Annotated in this window: 22 protein-coding genes and 1 pseudogene; 14 read left to right on the forward strand and 9 right to left on the reverse strand. The window is 41.2% G+C overall.

Annotated features, from left to right (window positions below):
* Positions 1–94 precede the first annotated feature (94 nt).
* Both sirA and GRQ40_RS07385 read left to right on the forward strand, forming a co-directional pair.
* On the forward strand, positions 95–529 hold the full coding sequence (gene sirA / locus GRQ40_RS07380; protein WP_044745274.1) for a sporulation inhibitor of replication protein SirA: 435 nt from the start codon (positions 95–97) through the stop codon (positions 527–529).
* A 512-nt stretch (positions 530–1,041) separates the two neighbouring features.
* A complete protein-coding gene (locus tag GRQ40_RS07385) occupies positions 1,042–1,254 on the forward strand; it encodes a YneF family protein (protein WP_044745273.1) in 213 nt (70 codons plus the stop codon).
* Positions 1,255–1,466: 212 nt separating this feature from the next.
* Here the strand turns inward: GRQ40_RS07385 and GRQ40_RS07390 are convergent, their stop codons facing one another.
* Entirely contained in the window at positions 1,467–1,646 is a 180-nt protein-coding gene (locus GRQ40_RS07390) for an aspartyl-phosphate phosphatase Spo0E family protein (protein WP_044745272.1), read from the reverse strand.
* Between the two features lie 167 nt (positions 1,647–1,813).
* On the opposite strand from GRQ40_RS07390, the gene GRQ40_RS07395 reads away from it, so the two are divergent.
* From GRQ40_RS07395 to GRQ40_RS07405, 3 genes are all read left to right on the forward strand, one after another.
* On the forward strand, positions 1,814–2,521 hold the full coding sequence (locus tag GRQ40_RS07395; protein ID WP_066147414.1) for a cytochrome c biogenesis CcdA family protein: 708 nt from the start codon (positions 1,814–1,816) through the stop codon (positions 2,519–2,521).
* Positions 2,522–2,709: 188 nt separating this feature from the next.
* Complete coding sequence (locus GRQ40_RS07400) at positions 2,710–3,069, forward strand: response regulator (RefSeq protein WP_044745270.1); 360 nt, start codon at positions 2,710–2,712, stop codon at positions 3,067–3,069.
* A 233-nt stretch (positions 3,070–3,302) separates the two neighbouring features.
* Positions 3,303–3,797 carry a CcdC family protein gene (locus GRQ40_RS07405; protein WP_369815497.1) on the forward strand — a complete coding sequence of 165 codons (495 nt, stop codon included), beginning with the start codon at positions 3,303–3,305 and terminating at the stop codon, positions 3,795–3,797.
* A gap of 39 nt (positions 3,798–3,836) precedes the next feature.
* Here GRQ40_RS07405 and GRQ40_RS07410 read toward each other — a convergent pair whose 3' ends face one another.
* Positions 3,837–4,265, reverse strand: a complete 429-nt coding sequence (locus GRQ40_RS07410; protein ID WP_044745268.1) for a DUF2621 domain-containing protein — start codon at positions 4,263–4,265, stop codon at positions 3,837–3,839.
* A gap of 258 nt (positions 4,266–4,523) precedes the next feature.
* On the opposite strand from GRQ40_RS07410, the gene GRQ40_RS07415 reads away from it, so the two are divergent.
* Positions 4,524–5,180, forward strand: a complete 657-nt coding sequence (locus tag GRQ40_RS07415) for a cell wall hydrolase (protein WP_159719638.1) — start codon at positions 4,524–4,526, stop codon at positions 5,178–5,180.
* A 414-nt stretch (positions 5,181–5,594) separates the two neighbouring features.
* On the opposite strand, the gene GRQ40_RS07420 is transcribed toward GRQ40_RS07415, so the two are convergent.
* Positions 5,595–5,726 (reverse strand): small acid-soluble spore protein P, encoded by a 132-nt coding sequence (locus GRQ40_RS07420; RefSeq protein ID WP_063504932.1) that lies wholly within the window; start codon positions 5,724–5,726, stop codon positions 5,595–5,597.
* A gap of 116 nt (positions 5,727–5,842) precedes the next feature.
* On the opposite strand from GRQ40_RS07420, the gene GRQ40_RS07425 reads away from it, so the two are divergent.
* Entirely contained in the window at positions 5,843–6,103 is a 261-nt protein-coding gene (locus GRQ40_RS07425; protein ID WP_066147422.1) for a hypothetical protein, read from the forward strand.
* Between the two features lie 64 nt (positions 6,104–6,167).
* Here the strand turns inward: GRQ40_RS07425 and sspO are convergent, their stop codons facing one another.
* Positions 6,168–6,317, reverse strand: a complete 150-nt coding sequence (gene sspO, locus GRQ40_RS07430) for a small acid-soluble spore protein SspO (protein WP_159719639.1) — start codon at positions 6,315–6,317, stop codon at positions 6,168–6,170.
* A gap of 206 nt (positions 6,318–6,523) precedes the next feature.
* Between sspO and acnA the strand changes: the two genes are divergently transcribed.
* Complete coding sequence (acnA, locus tag GRQ40_RS07435; protein WP_066147426.1) at positions 6,524–9,232, forward strand: aconitate hydratase AcnA; 2,709 nt, start codon at positions 6,524–6,526, stop codon at positions 9,230–9,232.
* 107 nt (positions 9,233–9,339) lie between these two features.
* Here acnA and sspL read toward each other — a convergent pair.
* A pseudogene (sspL, locus tag GRQ40_RS07440) lies at positions 9,340–9,474 on the reverse strand (small, acid-soluble spore protein L); the annotation flags it as partial.
* Between the two features lie 76 nt (positions 9,475–9,550).
* On the opposite strand from sspL, the gene GRQ40_RS07445 reads away from it, so the two are divergent.
* Together GRQ40_RS07445 and GRQ40_RS07450 are read left to right on the forward strand one after the other, a co-directional pair.
* Complete coding sequence (locus tag GRQ40_RS07445) at positions 9,551–10,012, forward strand: divergent PAP2 family protein (protein ID WP_066147431.1); 462 nt, start codon at positions 9,551–9,553, stop codon at positions 10,010–10,012.
* Between the two features lie 62 nt (positions 10,013–10,074).
* Complete coding sequence (locus GRQ40_RS07450) at positions 10,075–10,347, forward strand: DUF6123 family protein (protein WP_044745261.1); 273 nt, start codon at positions 10,075–10,077, stop codon at positions 10,345–10,347.
* A gap of 15 nt (positions 10,348–10,362) precedes the next feature.
* Here the strand turns inward: GRQ40_RS07450 and GRQ40_RS07455 are convergent, their stop codons facing one another.
* Together GRQ40_RS07455 and GRQ40_RS07460 are read right to left on the reverse strand one after the other, a co-directional pair.
* A complete protein-coding gene (locus GRQ40_RS07455) occupies positions 10,363–11,292 on the reverse strand; it encodes a DMT family transporter (RefSeq protein ID WP_044745260.1) in 930 nt (309 codons plus the stop codon).
* Positions 11,293–11,308: 16 nt separating this feature from the next.
* Complete coding sequence (locus GRQ40_RS07460; RefSeq protein ID WP_044745259.1) at positions 11,309–11,701, reverse strand: RNase H family protein; 393 nt, start codon at positions 11,699–11,701, stop codon at positions 11,309–11,311.
* A gap of 342 nt (positions 11,702–12,043) precedes the next feature.
* Between GRQ40_RS07460 and GRQ40_RS07465 the strand changes: the two genes are divergently transcribed.
* Both GRQ40_RS07465 and GRQ40_RS07470 read left to right on the forward strand, forming a co-directional pair.
* The gene (locus tag GRQ40_RS07465) at positions 12,044–12,724 is read left to right on the forward strand and encodes a ribonuclease H family protein (protein ID WP_044745258.1); all 681 of its coding nucleotides are present in this window, start codon (positions 12,044–12,046) and stop codon (positions 12,722–12,724) included.
* Positions 12,717–12,944 (forward strand): zinc-finger domain-containing protein, encoded by a 228-nt coding sequence (locus GRQ40_RS07470; RefSeq protein ID WP_044745257.1) that lies wholly within the window; start codon positions 12,717–12,719, stop codon positions 12,942–12,944. The genes GRQ40_RS07465 and GRQ40_RS07470 overlap by 8 nt, the downstream gene beginning before the upstream one ends.
* Positions 12,945–13,257: 313 nt before the next feature.
* Here GRQ40_RS07470 and cspD read toward each other — a convergent pair whose 3' ends face one another.
* Positions 13,258–13,458, reverse strand: coding sequence for a cold-shock protein CspD (cspD, locus tag GRQ40_RS07475; protein ID WP_044745256.1), 201 nt, complete (start codon positions 13,456–13,458; stop codon positions 13,258–13,260).
* Positions 13,459–13,801: 343 nt separating this feature from the next.
* Here cspD and GRQ40_RS07480 point away from each other — a divergent pair, with 343 nt between their 5' ends.
* On the forward strand, positions 13,802–14,053 hold the full coding sequence (locus GRQ40_RS07480; RefSeq protein ID WP_044745255.1) for a hypothetical protein: 252 nt from the start codon (positions 13,802–13,804) through the stop codon (positions 14,051–14,053).
* A 754-nt stretch (positions 14,054–14,807) separates the two neighbouring features.
* Positions 14,808–15,206 (forward strand): sporulation protein, encoded by a 399-nt coding sequence (locus GRQ40_RS07485; protein ID WP_066147437.1) that lies wholly within the window; start codon positions 14,808–14,810, stop codon positions 15,204–15,206.
* A 424-nt stretch (positions 15,207–15,630) separates the two neighbouring features.
* Here the strand turns inward: GRQ40_RS07485 and GRQ40_RS07490 are convergent, their stop codons facing one another.
* Entirely contained in the window at positions 15,631–18,195 is a 2,565-nt protein-coding gene (locus GRQ40_RS07490; RefSeq protein WP_159719641.1) for a bifunctional diguanylate cyclase/phosphodiesterase, read from the reverse strand.
* Positions 18,196–18,359: the final 164 nt, after the last annotated feature.

Below are 18,359 nucleotides of genomic sequence, written 5' to 3' on the forward strand. Positions count from 1 at the left end.
CAAAAATAGTGAAGAATTTTTGCGCCAATAGACACGTTTCTCTCTTCTGTTTTTCTATAATAGGTAAAAAGAAGAAAAGAATGGAGGACGAAATGTGACGCGCTATTGGATTTATTTGTTTCGAGACGATGTAGTGAAAGATTACTATCATCGTCCAGAAAAAATCGTCGAGCTGCTTCGGGAATATCAAAAGGCCCCTTTTAAAAGTGTTTGCCATAAACAAGTTGAATTTATTACAGAACGCATTTCGTTTTCACGTGTAGAGTTAGGAATAAAAGAGCATTTTTCTGGACAAGTTGAGAGAAACTTGGAACGAAATATGCTAATGTTTAAACATGATCAAACGAATGAAGAGGCACTTGTCATTGTCCAAAAGCGCCGCTTACTCCTCATTAGCGATTGCTATGATTTAACCAATCGTATTTTCCAGTCATTAGCTATGATATCATCCGCTTTTCTAGCGATTGACAGCGAGTTTAGCCACTATCAATGGCTCAAAGCAGAATTAGAAAACAGAAAATTTGCCTAAAAGATGGAAATAAAAATAATGATTTGGGATAGCGTGTCTATGTGAAAAAAGGGCGTTGGATCTTGGGAGAAAAAATCACATGGACTGGCAATAGAAAGGCAAGTCTTTGGACTTGCTTTTCGTTCGTATTCGCGTGATCGACCGTCGTCCACTTGTGGACCCATGTTGATGCACCAGCAGTGATTCATTTAGCCTTCGATCCATTTACCAATGATAGAGATTCAGTGAAAAGATGGAACATATATAGTCAAAAGCAGATTCCCATTTTTTCGACGGTAGGAGATAAGTTGGCGACTTATATCGATCACGCTCCAGCGTGAAAAAATCGGAAGATTCACTCAGTTCAATCAAGATCGTCTTCTTGATCTGCTCTTCTGTAGCAAACTGTATTTATTGTTCTTTCTGATCGACGGAATTGTGCGTAAATAAAAGATTTTTAAGGGAAAATATTGTATAATAGCTCATTGTTTAGTACACTGTTAGATAGACAACATGAAGGAGGAAAAAGCAGTATGTGGACAACGATTCTCGTTGGCATTCTAGCGCTTATCGCTGGAACAGCGCTAGGATTTTTCATTGCCCGTAAAACGATGATGAACTATTTAAAGAAAAACCCGCCAATTAATGAGCAAATGATTCGAATGATGATGATGCAGATGGGAATGACACCATCGCAAAAGAAAATCAACCAAATGATGAAAGCGATGAACAACCAGCTTAAATAAACATGGGACAGGCACTCCGCGGAGTGTCTTTTTATTTGCGCTAAACGGTGTAAAAGCTAACAAAGCAGGAGTTAGATCGAATGAGCTTTTAAGAGGGGAGACGCCTGAACGTCGTTAGTAGCGCAGCGAACGAAAGCTTGTCTATACAAGTGGTCCGTTACTCTGCAACAAACGGAATGTTTCATAGTGAGAAAACGCCTCATCGTTTTTTTTTACTGAGAAGAGAGGCGTTTCTGTTTCTTGTATACGTATTCATTATATTGGTTCAAAAGCAAGTCCAATTCTTGGCTGATTTGAATGGTAATCGCTGCGTTTAATCCACTTTTGGCAACCATTTCAATCAGTTCGTTTCTTTTCTTTTCAATGAGCCGAAGCATCTCTTGTTTTGACACGGGAGAACAAGTCCTTTCTATTGTACAAAGTTATATAGGTATTGTATACTATTCTGGCAATTAATTCAAAAGAAAAAAGTCGGTTTTTTTTTAAATTCATACATCACCATTAAGATTTATTTTTTGGTAAAATTAAAGAAAAAATAGAACTTGTGGGGTTGAAATTGATGACAGACGTAAATCTTTTTTTAGCATTTGGAGCAGGATTTTTATCGTTCATTTCTCCATGCTGTCTGCCGTTATATCCGGCATTTTTATCTTATATTACCGGCATTTCGGTCGCGGAACTGCAAGCGGAGAATGCGATGTTGCAAAAGAGGAGCTTGTTGCATACGCTGTTTTTTTTGCTTGGTTTTTCTCTTATTTTTGTTTCCATTGGATTTGGCACTTCACTAATTGGCGAACTGTTTAAACAATATCAAGATTTTATTCGGCAAGTCGGCGCCATTTTAATTATTTTCTTTGGATTTGTGATCATCGGTGTATTTAAGCCAGGCTTTTTGATGAGAGATCATCGCATTTCCTTTCGCAATCGTCCGTCAGGGTATGCGGGATCGATATTGATTGGCATGGCTTTCGCAGCAGGGTGGTCGCCGTGCACAGGCCCGATTTTAATGTCAGTGATTGCTTTAGCAGCGACAAATCCAGGATCAGGAATGGTTTATATGACAGCTTATTCTCTAGGCTTTGCCGTTCCGTTTTTTCTTTTATCGTTTTTTATTGGGAAAATGCAATGGATTCGCCGCTATCATATGAAAATTATGAAAGCAGGCGGATATGTGATGATTATAATGGGGATTTTGCTGTTTTTTGACTGGATGACGAAAATCATTATCTACACGACCAGTATTTTTGGAGGTTTTACGGGATTTTAGCGCTATCGAAAAGGAGTCTCCCATTTCTAAACAAAGCGTAGGTGATGGGATGTTTTCTGTCAAAAGGAATCATAGATTGTCACTATATTTAAGTTGAAATTCTTCCGCAAATTCGTTACATTGTTGCATAGGATTATTGTCGACCCATGATCGCGCATATTATTTTTCTGGCTAATAGGGGGATTATTATGGCAAAAGTGTTGATTGTCGATGATGCGAAATTTATGAGAATGACATTGTCAAATATTTTAAAAAAAGCGAATTGTGAAGTAGTAGGAGAAGGAGAAAACGGAAAAGAAGCGATCGAGCTGTATCAAGCATTAAAGCCAGACATCGTAACGTTAGATATTACAATGCCTGTAATGAATGGCATTGAAGCGATCAAAACGATCAAACAAATAGACCCGAAAGCGAAAGTTATTATGTGTTCGGCGATGGGACAGCAAAAAATGGTGGTTGAAGCAATCGAGGCAGGAGCGATCGATTTTATTGTGAAGCCGTTTGATGAAAGCCGTGTGATGGAAGCGATTGCCCGTGCTTTAATGTAAAATAGGTGGATTTTGGAAATTTAAAGTGTGTAAATAGACACCTAAATAATGGAACGTAGGCTGTGTGTTGATTTAAAGCATATTGCTGCGTGTTCAGTAGTGATGACGGTGACACTAATTTTAGAGCGGCTTCTGGGCATGCTCTATTTGCGTGTTTTTGTTGCTGCTGAATCTTCTTGCTTATAGAAGTCTATAATGAAATAAAGGAAAGCAGTAAAATCTTATAGCAAAGGATGATTTGCTTGGCAATTTTAAGCACAATTATCGCGATTATAATGGCGCTACTCATTTTGTTTGTTCGTATGAAGGCATCGAAAAAACCGACAAATGCCAAAAAAATTATTCTGCCGCCGCTTTTTATGAGCACCGGCTCGCTCATGTTTTTAGATCCACTGTTTCGCGTGACAAAAGGGGAACTGATGGAAGCCATTGTTTTAGGTGCCTGTTTCTCGGTTTTTTTAATTAAAACATCCAAGTTCGAAATTCGCGATCACCATATTTACTTAAAGCGGTCCAAGTCATTTGTTTGGATTTTAGTTGGTCTTATTATCATTCGTCTTGGTTTAAAGGTCTATTTAGGCAGAACGATTGATTATCATCAGCTGAGCGGCATGTTTTATTTATTGGCATTTGCGATGATCGTTCCGTGGCGAGCGGCGATGTATGTTTCTTATAAACGTCTAGAGAAGCAATTAAACAATAATCCGACTCTTTGGTCGACACAATAAAAAAGATGGGGACTCCCCATCTTTTTTGTTGTGTCGGATTTACTCAAGTAAATGAGCATATGGCGCCAAATCGATTTGCTTTTCGTTTAAAGCTTTGACTAAAAATTTATGATCACGTTTTGGTGTAGCGATAATGTAACCGCGGATAACAAGATCTTTTGTAATGCGTGAAGCTTGCTCTTGAAGTGCTAATTCGCCGATTTTACCTGCGATTTTCTGACGAGCGACATCGCGAAATAACTCGGGAACGGGCTTCACTAAGTCCTCAAGCAGCGCTTTTTCTTCCTCTCCCCACAAATGCCGGGTCTGCTCAATGTAGTATTCCTGCCAATCGAGCTCTGATTTTCCGTCTGCTTTTGGCAGGCGCTTTAAAAATTTACGGAACATAAAAAAGCCGCCAATCGACATCATCGTAAGCAAAAAGACCACCCAGAATAAAATAAACCAAAGAAACCAGCCTGTTAGCATGTTTTCACCTCAATACAGCCTTCATGATCTATCAAACATTATCTCTAAAAGAAGAATATTTGGCAAGAACGCTGTTATAAGCGCTGTTACGAAACTGTAATACAACTGTAAAAAAATAAGCTCGTCCTTTATATATCAACAGATGGAGAACATTTCATGAGCCGGAATGGAAACGTCGCCCAGTGTCAGCACACTTGAAACATGCTAATCTAGTAAATGCGAACGGGAAAACCAAAAAGCGACTATGAGGAGGCCATCATGATCAAAAGGATTTTAGCAATACTCGCAGTAGTTGGCTGTATGGTTGTAGCGTTTACGCCACATAAAAGTAGTGCAGCAACCACATATACATACTATAAAGTGCAAAAAGGAGATTCGTTTTATAAAATCGCTCAAAAATACAAAACGAGTGTTTCAATGTTAAAGACGCTAAATAAAAAAACAACAGACCGCATTTTGGTCGGAGAAACATTGAAAGTGCCTGTCATAGCAACAGCGAAAAAAACGACAACCGCTTCGTCAGCAGCGAAATGGAAAATTACCGCAGAGGAAAGAACGCTTTTAGCGCAACTTGTTCAAGCGGAAACAGGATCTAGTGAACCGTTCGCAGGAAAAGTAGAGGTTGCGCTTGTGATTCTGAACCGGGTCAAAGATCCGGCGTTTCCTAACACGATAAAGGGCGTGATTTATCAAAAAACGAAAACAGGCTATGCGTTTGTTCCTGTCAAAACAGGAAAGCTGACAAAAATCCGTCCAACAAAGCAAGACTACGATGCGGTTGATCGCGCGGTAGCATTATTCCCAAGCGATCGGCGCCATTCGTTGTATTTTTATAATCCGGCTATTACAAAAGACCGCTGGATGCTTTCAAGACCCGTTACCATCCGGATCGGTCATCACGCATTTGCAAGATAAGCCAAAAATATTGATAGAAGAAGGCCTCTTTCCGCTGGTTGAGTTTGTTAACAGGCTGAAAAGAGGCTTTTGTTCATGATGCAATCATGCTTTCAGCTTTATCGATCTAAAGTAATAAATGAACCTATATAAATCCCATTTCAACTTTCGACATATGAACTTGTGCGATACGTTAGGGGCTTTTTTAAATCTATCCGCAATGCGTTCCAAAAAGATAGATTCCCAGAAGTAGAACTGACTAACAATCATATTTTCTTTTATATGTTCACACACATTTTAACAAAGTGAATGGCGATTATTATTTGTAAACCAAATAAATAAAAAAATCTAAAAGCTATTAAAAACGATAGCTTTTAGATTTTTGGGAGGGGAAGCCTTGGGCAGTTGCCCCTTTCTTCTGTCTATTTTGTTGCATTACATATCATGTCCAGCGTTATGCTTTTGCCGCGTATGATTGCGATTTTTGACTTTTTTGGAGCCGTCCAGCGGTTTGGGTTGTCCCGACTGTTCGTTATTGCGGCCGTTTTTTGCTGTGTCTTTGCTCATAAAAATAACCTCCTTTTATTGATTAGGATAGCAGGGTTTTTTTTATTTATTCATCGTATAAATTTTTGAATATTTGACACGATATAAATGTGCAATGCAGTGGAAGGAGGAAGAACATGCCGTATCATAAAGATAAGCAACAAGCGTTTCAAGCCGCTGAACAAGGGACGATGGAAGCGAAGGAATGGTATGACCATTTAGTTCGCGATCAGGCCGATTACGGAAGCCAGTTAAAGCATTTAAAGCAGGAAGTCAATGAAGCATTTGAACAAATCAATAACGCAATGGAAGTCGCTTCAGAAACGCAGCGACTGCGTCTTGAACAATTTCGTACGGATTTGCAAACGATTGTAGACGAGGTAAACGAGATTCAATAAAAGGGAATGTGCATCGCAGCATTCCCTTTTATGCTGCTGCTCACTTCGCAGCGGCGAAGAGGGGTTATTGATTCTTTTTTTTCTTTTTATTGTTTTGGCGTTCTGCTTCCGTTAATGGTTCATTGGCAAATTCCTCTTTGTAGCCAGCTCCCATTCCTTGCGCCTTTGCTGCGTTCATGCCCGGAATGACATGATGGGCCTTCCGCTTTCCCATTCTCCTTTCACCTCCCTACTATAGTTTGCGAAAGAGAGGGAAATTTATTCTCTGAAAAGGAGAAACGAGGGAATAATTATTTACAATTCATAGTGCTTATAATAAGATAAAAGCGTACCAATTTTACGGGTTTTGGGAGAATTCGTACTATTTTTTCGACATTTATGTGAAAAAATAGTATAGTATTGATTGAGGGGGTAATACATATGGCAAAACAAGATGTATTTCAAGCCCGCACTTCATTTGAGGTAAACGGTAAAAAATATAACTACTATCGTTTACAAGCGCTTGAAGAAGCGGGAATCGGTAACATCTCCCGTTTACCTTATTCCGTCAAAGTTTTATTAGAATCAGTGCTTCGGCAAGTAGACGGGCGTGTCATTACAAAAGAGCATGTGGAAAATTTAGCAAAATGGGGAACGGACGAATTAAAGGAGATCGATGTCCCGTTTAAGCCGTCTCGTGTTATTTTGCAAGACTTTACTGGTGTTCCTGCTGTTGTTGATTTGGCATCTATGCGCAAAGCGATGGCGGATATCGGCGGAGATCCATATGAAATCAATCCTGAAATTCCGGTGGATCTTGTGATCGACCACTCTGTTCAAGTGGACAGAGCAGGCAGTGATGATGCTCTTCAATACAATATGAATCTAGAATTTGAACGAAACGCTGAGCGCTATAAATTTTTAAAATGGGCTCAAAAGGCGTTTAATAACTATCGTGCGGTGCCACCAGCAACAGGAATCGTTCACCAAGTGAACCTAGAATATTTGGCGAACGTCGTTCATGCAGTAGAAGGAGAAAACGGCGAATATGAAGCATTTCCTGATACGCTTGTTGGAACTGACTCCCATACAACGATGATTAACGGTATCGGTGTCCTTGGATGGGGCGTCGGCGGAATTGAAGCGGAAGCGGGAATGCTTGGACAGCCTTCTTATTTCCCTGTTCCTGAGGTTATCGGCGTTCGTTTGACGGGAAAATTACCAAATGGGACAACAGCTACGGATCTTGCTTTAAAAGTAACACAAGTGCTTCGTAAAAAAGGCGTAGTCGGCAAATTTGTGGAATTTTTCGGCCCTGGTGTGGCTACTCTGCCTCTCGCTGACCGTGCGACCATCGCGAATATGGCGCCAGAATATGGAGCGACATGCGGCTTTTTCCCTGTAGATGCTGAAGCGCTTGATTATTTGCGGTTAACAGGACGAGATGAGCATCATATTCAAGTGGTGGAAGCGTATTGTAAAGCAAACGGTCTCTTCTATACACCAGATGCAGAAGAACCGACATTCACAGATGTGGTTGAACTCAACCTATCTGAAATTGAAGCCAATCTTTCCGGACCAAAGCGTCCACAAGATTTGATTCCGCTTTCTAAAATGCAAAGCTCGTTCCGTGAAGCAATAAAAGCTCCGCAAGGAAACCAAGGCTTTGGATTAACAGAGGCAGATCTTGAGAAAGAAATAACGGTCGCATTAAATGGCGAAGAAGTTAAAATGAAAACAGGTGCGATCGCCATCGCTGCGATAACAAGCTGTACGAATACGTCAAACCCGTATGTGTTAGTAGGTGCCGGATTAGTAGCGAAAAAAGCAGTTGAAAAAGGAATGAATGTTCCAAAATATGTAAAAACATCGTTAGCTCCTGGTTCTAAGGTTGTTACTGGATACTTAAAAGATTCTGGTTTGCTTCCATACCTTGAGCAAATTGGCTTTAATATTGTTGGATACGGTTGTACAACGTGTATCGGTAACTCTGGTCCGCTAGCTCCAGAGCTTGAGAAAGCAATTGCGGAAAATGATTTGTTAGTGACAAGCGTTCTTTCCGGAAACCGTAACTTTGAAGGCCGGATTCATCCGCTTGTTAAAGGGAATTACCTAGCATCTCCTCCGCTTGTAGTAGCTTATGCGCTAGCAGGTACGGTTGATATCGATCTTCTTAACGATCCAATTGGCAAGGATAAAGACGGAAACGATGTGTACTTTAGCGATATTTGGCCAACAACGGAAGAAATAAAAGAAGTAGTGAAGCAAACCGTAACACCAGAATTGTTCCGCAAGGAGTATGAGCGTGTGTTCGATGATAATCAACGCTGGAATGAAATCGAGACAACGGATGAACCGCTCTATCAATGGGACGAGGATTCCACATATATTCAAAATCCTCCGTTCTTTGAAGGGTTGTCTCCAGACGTTCGCCAAGTACAACCGCTCGCAGGCTTGCGCGTAGTAGGCAAGTTTGGCGATTCTGTCACAACTGACCATATTTCTCCGGCCGGATCGATCGGCAAAAACACTCCAGCAGGCCAGTATCTGATTTCTAAAGGCGTCGAGCCGAAAGATTTCAACTCTTACGGTTCACGGCGCGGTAACCATGAGGTGATGATGCGCGGTACGTTTGCGAATATTCGCATCCGCAACCAGATTGCTCCTGGTACAGAAGGGGGCTACACAACATATTGGCCAACTGGTGAAGTCATGTCGATTTACGATGCCTGCATGAAATATAAACAAGACGGCACGGGTCTTGTTGTTATTGCTGGTAAAGATTACGGAATGGGAAGCTCTCGTGACTGGGCGGCGAAAGGTACATTCTTGTTAGGAATTAAAACGGTGATTGCTGAAAGCTTTGAGCGCATTCACCGCTCCAACCTCGTCCTCATGGGAGTATTGCCGCTTCAATTTAAAGAGGGAGAAAATGCTGAAACATTAGGGCTTACCGGAAAAGAAACATTTGAAATTCACATTGATGAAAATGTGAAACCGCGTGATTATGTAAAAGTAACCGCGACAGATGAAGCTGGAAACAAGAAGGAATTCGAAGTGCTTGTGCGCTTTGACAGCGAAGTGGAAATCGACTACTATCGCCATGGCGGAATCTTGCAAATGGTCTTGCGTGAAAAATTGCATAAATAATAAGAGAATGGCTGTAGACAAAGTCCAATGGACTTTGTCTACAGCCATTTTACGCATCCCTTCCACCTCAAGCTTTTAATTGTGCTATTTCGTATTGCTTCGTATTGCTTCGTATTGCTTCGTATTGCTGCGTTTTCAAGTTCACTCTTTGGATCTGGAGAAAATGTTGCATCTTGCCCGTATCCTTGGGGATTTACGCTAGGGGCCTTTGTCCCGCGGTTTGTTCCTCCGTTTTTCGCCATTTTCCGTTCACCACCGCGGATAGTGTTGCCTAGTTATGAAAAAAATATGTTTAGGACACATGAAAGGGGAAAAAAGATGAATCAAGCATTAAAGACAGCTTTGTCAGCAATCGCTTTTGCACAATTCCTAAAAATCCCGTTAAAAAAAAGAGAGACTGGACAGTGGGATTGGAAGTATTTTTTTGAGACAGGGGGAATGCCCAGCTCTCATTCTGCCGGTGTTACTTCGCTTGCTACATTTATTGGATTAAAAAAAGGAATGCGAACCATTGATTTTGCTTTGGCTGCGTTGTTCGGTCTTATTGTCATGTATGATGCTCAGGGCGTGCGGCGGCAGGCGGGGGAGCTAGCGATTCGGTTGAATGATTTGGCCGAGGAAGTCATGCGACTTGAACAAAGCCCAAAGCAAAAATGGTATGAGCAGAAAAAAGAATGGATCCGCGAGCGTCTTGGGCATCAGCCAATCGAAGTGATGGCTGGCGCTTTGCTTGGAATAGCCACAGGCTGTTTTTCATATCAACGAACAAATAAAAAATAAGCTAGCCATAATGAGCAAAATGAGTTAAGATGAAAGCGAATCTACCATAGGGAGATCCGCGTATGAGAAAGCAAACAATCGAACAATATTTTCTTTTTTTAGAGAGCAAGGGCTTCCGTTTCCATGAAGATGTTTTTCGTTTTGTTCAGTTCGGAAAGCAATATGTGCAAGCAAGTGATGAACTAACCATTATGGCTCTGGAGTGGACGCTAAAAATTCAAAAGCAGTTTGACGGCAGCTTTTTTCTTTCGCTGCTTGAAGAGTTTTGCCAACAGAGGCTGGAAACGCGCCAGCAGGTACAGTTATTCATGAAAGAAAAAGGATTGATTGATTAAAAAAATCCTCGAAGGTTAGGTTCGAGGATTTCCTTGTGTAAGCGTTCGTTTGGAGAACCATGAAAAAATCGGAATTTCTGACACGATCATACCGCACAAAATGCCAATGCATCCGATGATAGAAGAAACGGAAAGCCGTTCTCCTGCCCCAATATAGGCGGTTACAGCGGCGAATACGGGCTCCATTGCAAAGATAAGCGCTACACGGGCAGCTGTTGTGTATTTTTGAAAGTTTGTCTGAATAAGGAAAGCAGCAGCTGTGGCGAACAGCGATGTAATCAGCAGAGCTGTCCATACTTGCCGCTTCGCTAAAATAGCGCCATTCCACATATTGGGGGCATCTTCAAACAAAAAGGCGCCAATGGAGCACATGACAGCGACAGTAAAAATTTGCATAATCGTCAGCAAAAGCGTTGGATAATGTGCGGAGTATTTTCCCGTGATAATAATATGCATGGCGAATGAAACAGCGCAAAAGAAAACGAACACATCGCCCTGATTAATCGATAATTCGGCTCGTTCCATCGTTAAAAAATATAAGCCGAATGCAGCGATAATCGAGCCAAATACGGCATTAGCGGTTGGCTTTTGTTTTAAAAAAAAGAAAGAGAATAGCGGCACTAATACAACGCTAAGACCGGTAATAAAACCGGCCTTTGAAGATGTTGTATATAAGAGCCCTATTGTCTGCAACGCATAACCGCTAAACAGCCATAGCCCCATCCAAAATCCGGCATATAAAAGCGAGCGATTAAAATGTTGTAACGAAGATCGTTGAAATAGAAGCAGCCAAATGAGCAAACAAATGCCTGCGATCCAAAAGCGTACAGCGTTAAAGGAAAGCGGTTCAAGAAAGGAGATCGCATTTTGAACAACAACAAATGTCGCTCCCCATATAAACGTAACAGCCAGTAGGCTAGCATCGGCGATCCATTGCTTTTTCAATGTTTCTCCCCCTTAACTAGGATTTATTTTTATGAATTGCTTGTCGAGCCAGTTCATCAGCGACATGATTGTCCTTGCTCGGAATCCATTTTAGAAAAAATAAATCCAATTTTTTCGTTAATAGGAGGGCTTGCTGTAAAAGCGGGGCGTATTGCCGATTTTTTATATATTCCTTCTCGACTGCATCATCAATGAGCTGAGAGTCTGTGCGAAAGGAAACGACGCGATAACCTTTTTCCACACAAATTTCAAGTGCTTTAATGAAAGAATAGAGCTCTGCCTCGTGATTTGACATGATACCGAGCGGAATCGAATATTGTTCTACTGTTCCATTTCCTTTAATGAAAATTCCGGCACCTGAAGGCCCAGGATTGCCGGCGCTTGCTCCATCAATATATACTTCAATCAAGTGTTCATCCCTCCGTCGTGTGAAATAGCCTCGCTAAACACAGGTCGGTGCGCGGCATCATCCATGGGAAGTCGCATATGCCGCAAGCTGGTTTTTAGCTTACCGAAGCCGAAAAATAGCCATCTAGCTAAATAGAGGCAGCCTTTTCTTCTGTATTCACGAAAATATCGATTTCTTAACCTGAACTTATATCGGTTACGAGTGAAGCGCATATGAAGAACTATTGCTACTTTATCATCATTTTTAGGAAATTTCTATATTTTTTTGTTAACCATAAGCAGTTATTTCGTACATTTGTTTGATATATAATAAAAGAAGAACAATGGCGGAAGGATGACAAAAATGGATGTAATCATTCAATGGACATATATAACTCCTAAAAAACAAGAAATTATATTAACTTCGGAGCTTCTTGAAGCGGAGAAGGCGTTATGGATGGCGGAGGATTTTGAGAAAACGGGACGTGTGAAGGACTTAGTGTTTATTGATCGGCAAAATACGTCATGGACGAAAAAAGAGCTCGTTAAGCTATTGCAAGAAGTGGAAAGCGAACCTCATGATATTATTGCTTATTTTGATGGGGGCTTTGATAACGAAACATCAGAAGCGGGAATCGGGGCGGTGATCTATTACCATCAAAATCATCAGCCATATCGATTTCGCATGAATCGCCGTCTTTATGAATTAAAATCAAATAACGAGGCGGAATACGCTGCTTTTTGGTCGGTTGTACAAACTCTTGAAGAAATGGGAGTCCATCATTTGCCGGTTGTCTTCCGCGGCGATTCTCATGTTGTGCTGAATCAGCTGTCTGGTGCATGGCCTTGCTTTGAAAAGGACTATAGTGCGTGGCTTGACCGAATTGAAGCCAAACTGAAGGAGCTCGGTATTCATCCGATTTATGAACCAATTTCTCGAAAGCAAAATAAGGAAGCGGATCAGCTGGCGCGTCAGGCGCTTGAAGGAAAAATCATTGAAAGCACAATTGAACTTACAAAGAAAGGAACTAATGCAGATGAATAGGGAGAAAAAATTAGCAAAACGAAAAGAGATACTGGCGAAACTAAACGATCTTCATTCTACATATTGTGATGGCTGTTTTATAAAAAACACACTGCGTAAGGAAGAAGGAAAAAGATCAGCGCAGTCTTTTTGTATTACCTGTTGTACGGTGGGAGAGCAAATTAAGCAATATGGGGAGATGCTGCTCACGGTTTCCTCAAGCTCTTATCAGGAGAGATAGGCGTTACCCTTTTAGAGATTATCTTAGTTCGATGTTTGTTATTTAAAGGGTGCATTCGCTGGAAGGAAAGCAATGAAAAAGGAAATGGCCGAGATAACAAGATATCATGCACTGTAGCTTGATGATGCAAGGACGAACGGTTGTTTGAATCATGGGCAGCGCAGGATCGGACATTCTTTTTCAGCTTGATCTGTCCATATGAACGAATCATCTGTTGTCTGCGTTGGTAGCAGCAAAAAAGGGCTAACCTACCGCTGTTAGGTCAGCCCTTGGCTTTCGCTTTCGTCTTACTTCTATGTCAACGAGCGCTTGATTATAATTTTACAACGTTAGCTGCTTGAGGTCCGCGGTTTCCTTGTACGATTTCAAAGGAAACTTCTTGGCCTTCTTCTAATGTTTTGTAGCCGTCACCTTGGATTGCTGTGAAGTGAACGAATACATCAGCTCCACCTTCCACTTCAATGAACCCATAACCCTTTTCATTGTTGAACCATTTTACTTTACCGTTTTGCATAATACTTAATTCCTCCTAATACCTTTAGCACCTATGGCTAATTAAAAAATTTTATCAAATAACGGAATATACTCCACAGCGGTCTAAGGTGAACGTGCGTGCTGCTTGGGTTGAAATATATTCTGTTAAATGATGTTTTTACTATACACTAATGCAACGTCATCGTCAAGGAAAAGAGAGTGAAATTCAGAAAAAATTTGCAAATTTTTTGGTAATATTCTAATCCAAAAGGGGAATGCCGTGTGACTGGCGAATTACTTGATTAAGACATAAAAAGAAGCGCGTATGAATATATAGCACTTATCATATATTGAGAATACAAGTGCAAAGGGGGATATTGCGTATGTATCGTGGAAAAATCGCTGGAAAAGAAGTGATTATCCATTTAGGAAGACGAGTGAAGACACAGAATGTTGATGTGCGTAAGCTTTATCATACCGTTCTTTCATATGGCGAAACAGCTTTTCAAAAAGGACAGCAGACGTTTTGTATTTACAATGATCATGTAGGGATGATCGTCGCTGAACTGGAGCAGCATGATGTTCCTGTTATTCGGGTGGATTATGTTATTGAAAACCAAAATGTTTACGAGTAATTCCAAAGTGTATACAATCTTTCTAATCGGACGCGCCAAAGGATGGCGAACATCATATGTGGGAGCAATGGAAGAAAAAGCTGTGAACGAAGGTGAATATTGGCTGTCGTTTAGCATGTTTATTTAACATCATCCACCGAGAGGTCTCTCAGCTCATAACGGGGTGGGGATGCGGGGTTTTGTCTCGCTCCATGTTGCCTTTGCGCTAGATCAATCATGTAATGGAAAGATGAAACGGGCGATATCCATCAAACACACGATCGGAAGGCAAGTACAACCACTTGCCTTTTCGTTATGAATCGGCTTGATAAAGGCTAGAACAGTCCCCATCAATGGTTCTGTGAAGCGGCGTGGCTCGACCATCCGCTCGTTTCTTAGACCGATGGACGGGATGAAACGAGCGGGATTTGTTTGGAGTTTTGTCATGCATTTACCTCATAGAGGGACGCCGTGGTTTGTCTTTGATCGTCGATTTTCTGAAGATGATTCTCACTATCTGCCAATTGCATGTTGGCGGATAAATTTTATATTGACAAAATGGTTTTTGTGGAATAAATTAGAAAATAGAAAGTGATGGAAGCGCTGTCATTTTCTCGATAAGCGCTCAGACCTTTGCTTAAATGGCATGGGTCTTTTATCTTTTTTTTGCTATATAGACAAGAAAATGAAACAAGATCGGAGTGACAAACGTATGTTATATCGTTCACATTAATAAAGAAAGAGTATAAAAGATAATGTAAGAGGTGACAAGAGGATGCTATTGCGGAAAATGATGTCCAAACTAGGTGTTGGTTCAGCATATGTGGATCTGCTTTTAAATAAAAATATACTTCATCCCGGAGATGTGATTGAAGGGCAGCTGTATATTCGCGGCGGCACAGTGGAGCAGAAAATTAAGAAGCTTGATGTCGATTTTGTTTGCAAAATGCTGCGAGATGGAAAGGAAGAAGATACGGTCATTGCGACCATTCCAATTGCTGGGGAGTTTATCATTAAAGAGGAACAAAAAAAATTTTTGCCTTTTTCCTATCAAATCCCTGAAGATATTCTTCCTTCGCAGCTGGGGGTTTCATATCGCTTTATCACACGTTTGCACATCGAAGACGCGATTGATACATTAGATTTTGATTACATTCAAATTGTGAAAAAATAAAAGTGTTGACAACGCTTACATGATTTGCTGCCTTATATCAATTCGGAAACCCACACATACATCTCGAATGGATCGAGGAATGTGTGGGTTTTTGTTTTTTGGTTTATCAATTATGCAAAGAAGCATAGAGTAAGAGATAGGGCAAATGGATTGCCATCCTTCATCCCTTTGTAATCACGATCTAGCCAGCATTGTGCGCAAACGTCTTTTTGACTCCAGCACACACTCCATTGTCAAAAATGATGAGCAAAACGACTCTGGCTGACTTGGTCATAAAATGGGTGACTCTTTGTCTTTTCCAAGATCCACACATCAGTCCCAAGAATCGGTTTGGTGTTTAGGGAGATAGCCGTCGAAAACAACGACAGATAGACAGGAAAACGTTTAATATATACAGGAATGGCGATCATCCGTTGATCGGTTGCTAATAAAGATGGCGAATTCCTTGAAATAATAGCTTAGTCGCTTCTTTTGGATGCAGCGGTCTGCTGAACAAGTACCCTTGCGCTTCTTGGCAACCTTTTTCTTCTAAGTAACGAAATTGATCGAGATGCTCGACCCCTTCAGCGATCACGTTCATTCCAAGGTGGTGTGCCAGCGAAATAATGGTCGTTGTAATCACGCTTCCGTAGTAAGAGCGGGGACAATCGGCGATAAAAGATTGGTCGATTTTAACCGTATCCACATCCAGCCGCTTTAAGTATGCCAGCGATGAGTAGCCTGTCCCAAAATCATCAATGGAAAGCCGCACGCCAATCTCTTTCATCCGCATTAAGTTATTTAAGATGATCGGTTCATTATAAATCATAAGGCTTTCGGTAATCTCAAGCTCTAAATATTCTGGCGATATCTGCTTTTGTGAGAGAATGGCTTCCACTCTTTTGGCAAAATGCTGGTCTTGCAGTTCTTTCACAGAAATATTGACGGCAATTCGAACGGGCGGCAATCCAATCTTTTTCCATTTTTCATGCTGTTCACACGCCTGGCGAATGACCCATTCGCCAATGGAGACAATAAAGCCGGTTTCTTCTGCTAAAGGGATAAATTCACTTGGAGGAACCGTACCGTGAACGGGATGATACCAACGGACAAGTGTTTCCATTGCGCGAATTTTTGTCGTTTTTACATCAATAATGGGCTGATACACAATAAATAACTCGCGATTTCGAATGGATTTATGCAAATCTCCTAGCAAAATGAGGTCCGGCAATTTTTTCTTTAAGTGATCATCTTGGAAAACATAGTAATCGTTTTTGCCCTTTTGTTTTACTTCATACATCGCAATATCGGCATATTGAATTAATGCATCTACGTTTTCACTATGTTGCGGATAAAGGGAAATGCCGATGCTAAGCGTCAAAAATAATTCTAAATCGTCAATTTGGACAGGATCTTGAAACATTCGCAAAATACGCTGTGCTATGTCGATTGCCTGCTCTTGATGATCGAGGTTGGGCAAAATAACGGTAAATTCATCGCCGCCCATTCTTGCTACTGTGCCGCTATTAGCCACACATTTTTTAATTAAATCCGCTGTTTTTTGCAATACTTGATCGCCAAAGCTATGGCCAAGAGAGTCGTTGACATATTTAAAGCGATCGATATCCATATATAAAACGGCCGCCATTTTTCCGTTTTCCCTGGCTTTCTTAACGGCAGCGAGAACGAGTTCAGGGAACAATCGCCGATTGGGCAAACCAGTTAACGGATCGTAATAAGCCATTTGCTGGATGCGTTCTTCCCGTTCCTCACGCTCTGTCACATCTTTTGCAATCACAGAAACGCCGATAATTTTTTTATTGATAAAAATCGGAATCGAGGTGGCGTTTAAATATAAAATCGTTCCTGTTTTATGCTGAATACGAAAATCGACATGGCGGGAGTAGCCTTCTGCTGTGTTGGCAAATGCTTCAATGGTTTTCGGCCAATCCTCTCCTATGACTAAATCATGCAATGTCATGCTGAGCAATTCATGGCGAGAGTATCCGGTAATTTGCGCAGCCGCGCCATTAGCCGCAAAAAATGTTCCGTCTAAATGGAGTGAAAATACAGCATCTTGATTGTATTCAAATAATGATTGATAATGCTGTCGGCTTTCTTGAAGCTCCTCCCGCATTCGAGCTTGTTCAATAGCTAGGCCAGCTAAGGATGAAAACGTATAGATGAGATCCATATCTTCAGTATCGGGCTCACAAGGCTCGCGATGGTACATAGCGAAAGTTCCAAGAACTTTTTTTGTTGATGAAAAAATGGGAATGGACCAGCAAGCTCGCAATCCATGCGATCGAGCTAACGCTTGATAACGTTGCCAGAGCGGGCTTGTTTGAACATCAGAAACGATCACAAGATCGCGCTGGTATGCTGCTGTGCCGCAAGAACCGGCGTTCATTTTTACCTCCATTCCATTGATCGTTTCAACATAGTCAGTAGGCAGGCTTGGCGCAGCCGCATGATAAAGCTTTTTCGTTTCATCATTCATTAATAGGATAGAACAAAGAATGTTGGGACGGATTTCTTCGACGGTACGGGAGATTTCAGTTAATATATCGGACAAAGGAAGCTCTTTCGCAATCCATTCCAGCACCTTCTTTTGTCCGGTAAGCAGCTGCCTTGCTTTTTTTTCTGACGGGATGTGATGGCACGAAATAAGAAAAAGCGTTTTTCCGTCTTCGCTGGTCATCTGAGACATATTTTGTTGAATCAATATGATTTCGCCATTCTTTTTTAATGCTCTAAATTCAAGGGAATGAATGTTATTTGGCTGATGAAGGAACAGCCATTTAGAACGGTGCCTTACCCTTTTCCGGTCTTCCGGATGAACGAGCGCAAACGGCGATGTTCCAATCAACTCCGTGCGCATATACCCTAAGTAGCGCGCAGCAAATTCGTTGACATCTACGATATCCCCGTTTTCATCTAAAATGAATTGCATGGCAGGCATAAAAAAATAGAATCGCATATAGGACGAATCGTATGAGTGGATCTCCATAAACAAAGCAACCCCAATCTGTGTAAGTGTATGTGTATTTGTGCACTTCGTTTTCATAGACTGCCAAGCAATGAATCGAAATGGTGTCATTGCGTAAATAACGAAAAGATGAAAGCAAGCGATTCTTAGCTGAGCAGCCGTTGATTTAGAGAATGATAAAAACG

The sequence above is a fragment of the Anoxybacillus sp. PDR2 genome (assembly GCF_009834045.1).
Lineage (GTDB): Bacteria > Bacillota > Bacilli > Bacillales > Anoxybacillaceae > Anoxybacteroides > Anoxybacteroides rupiense.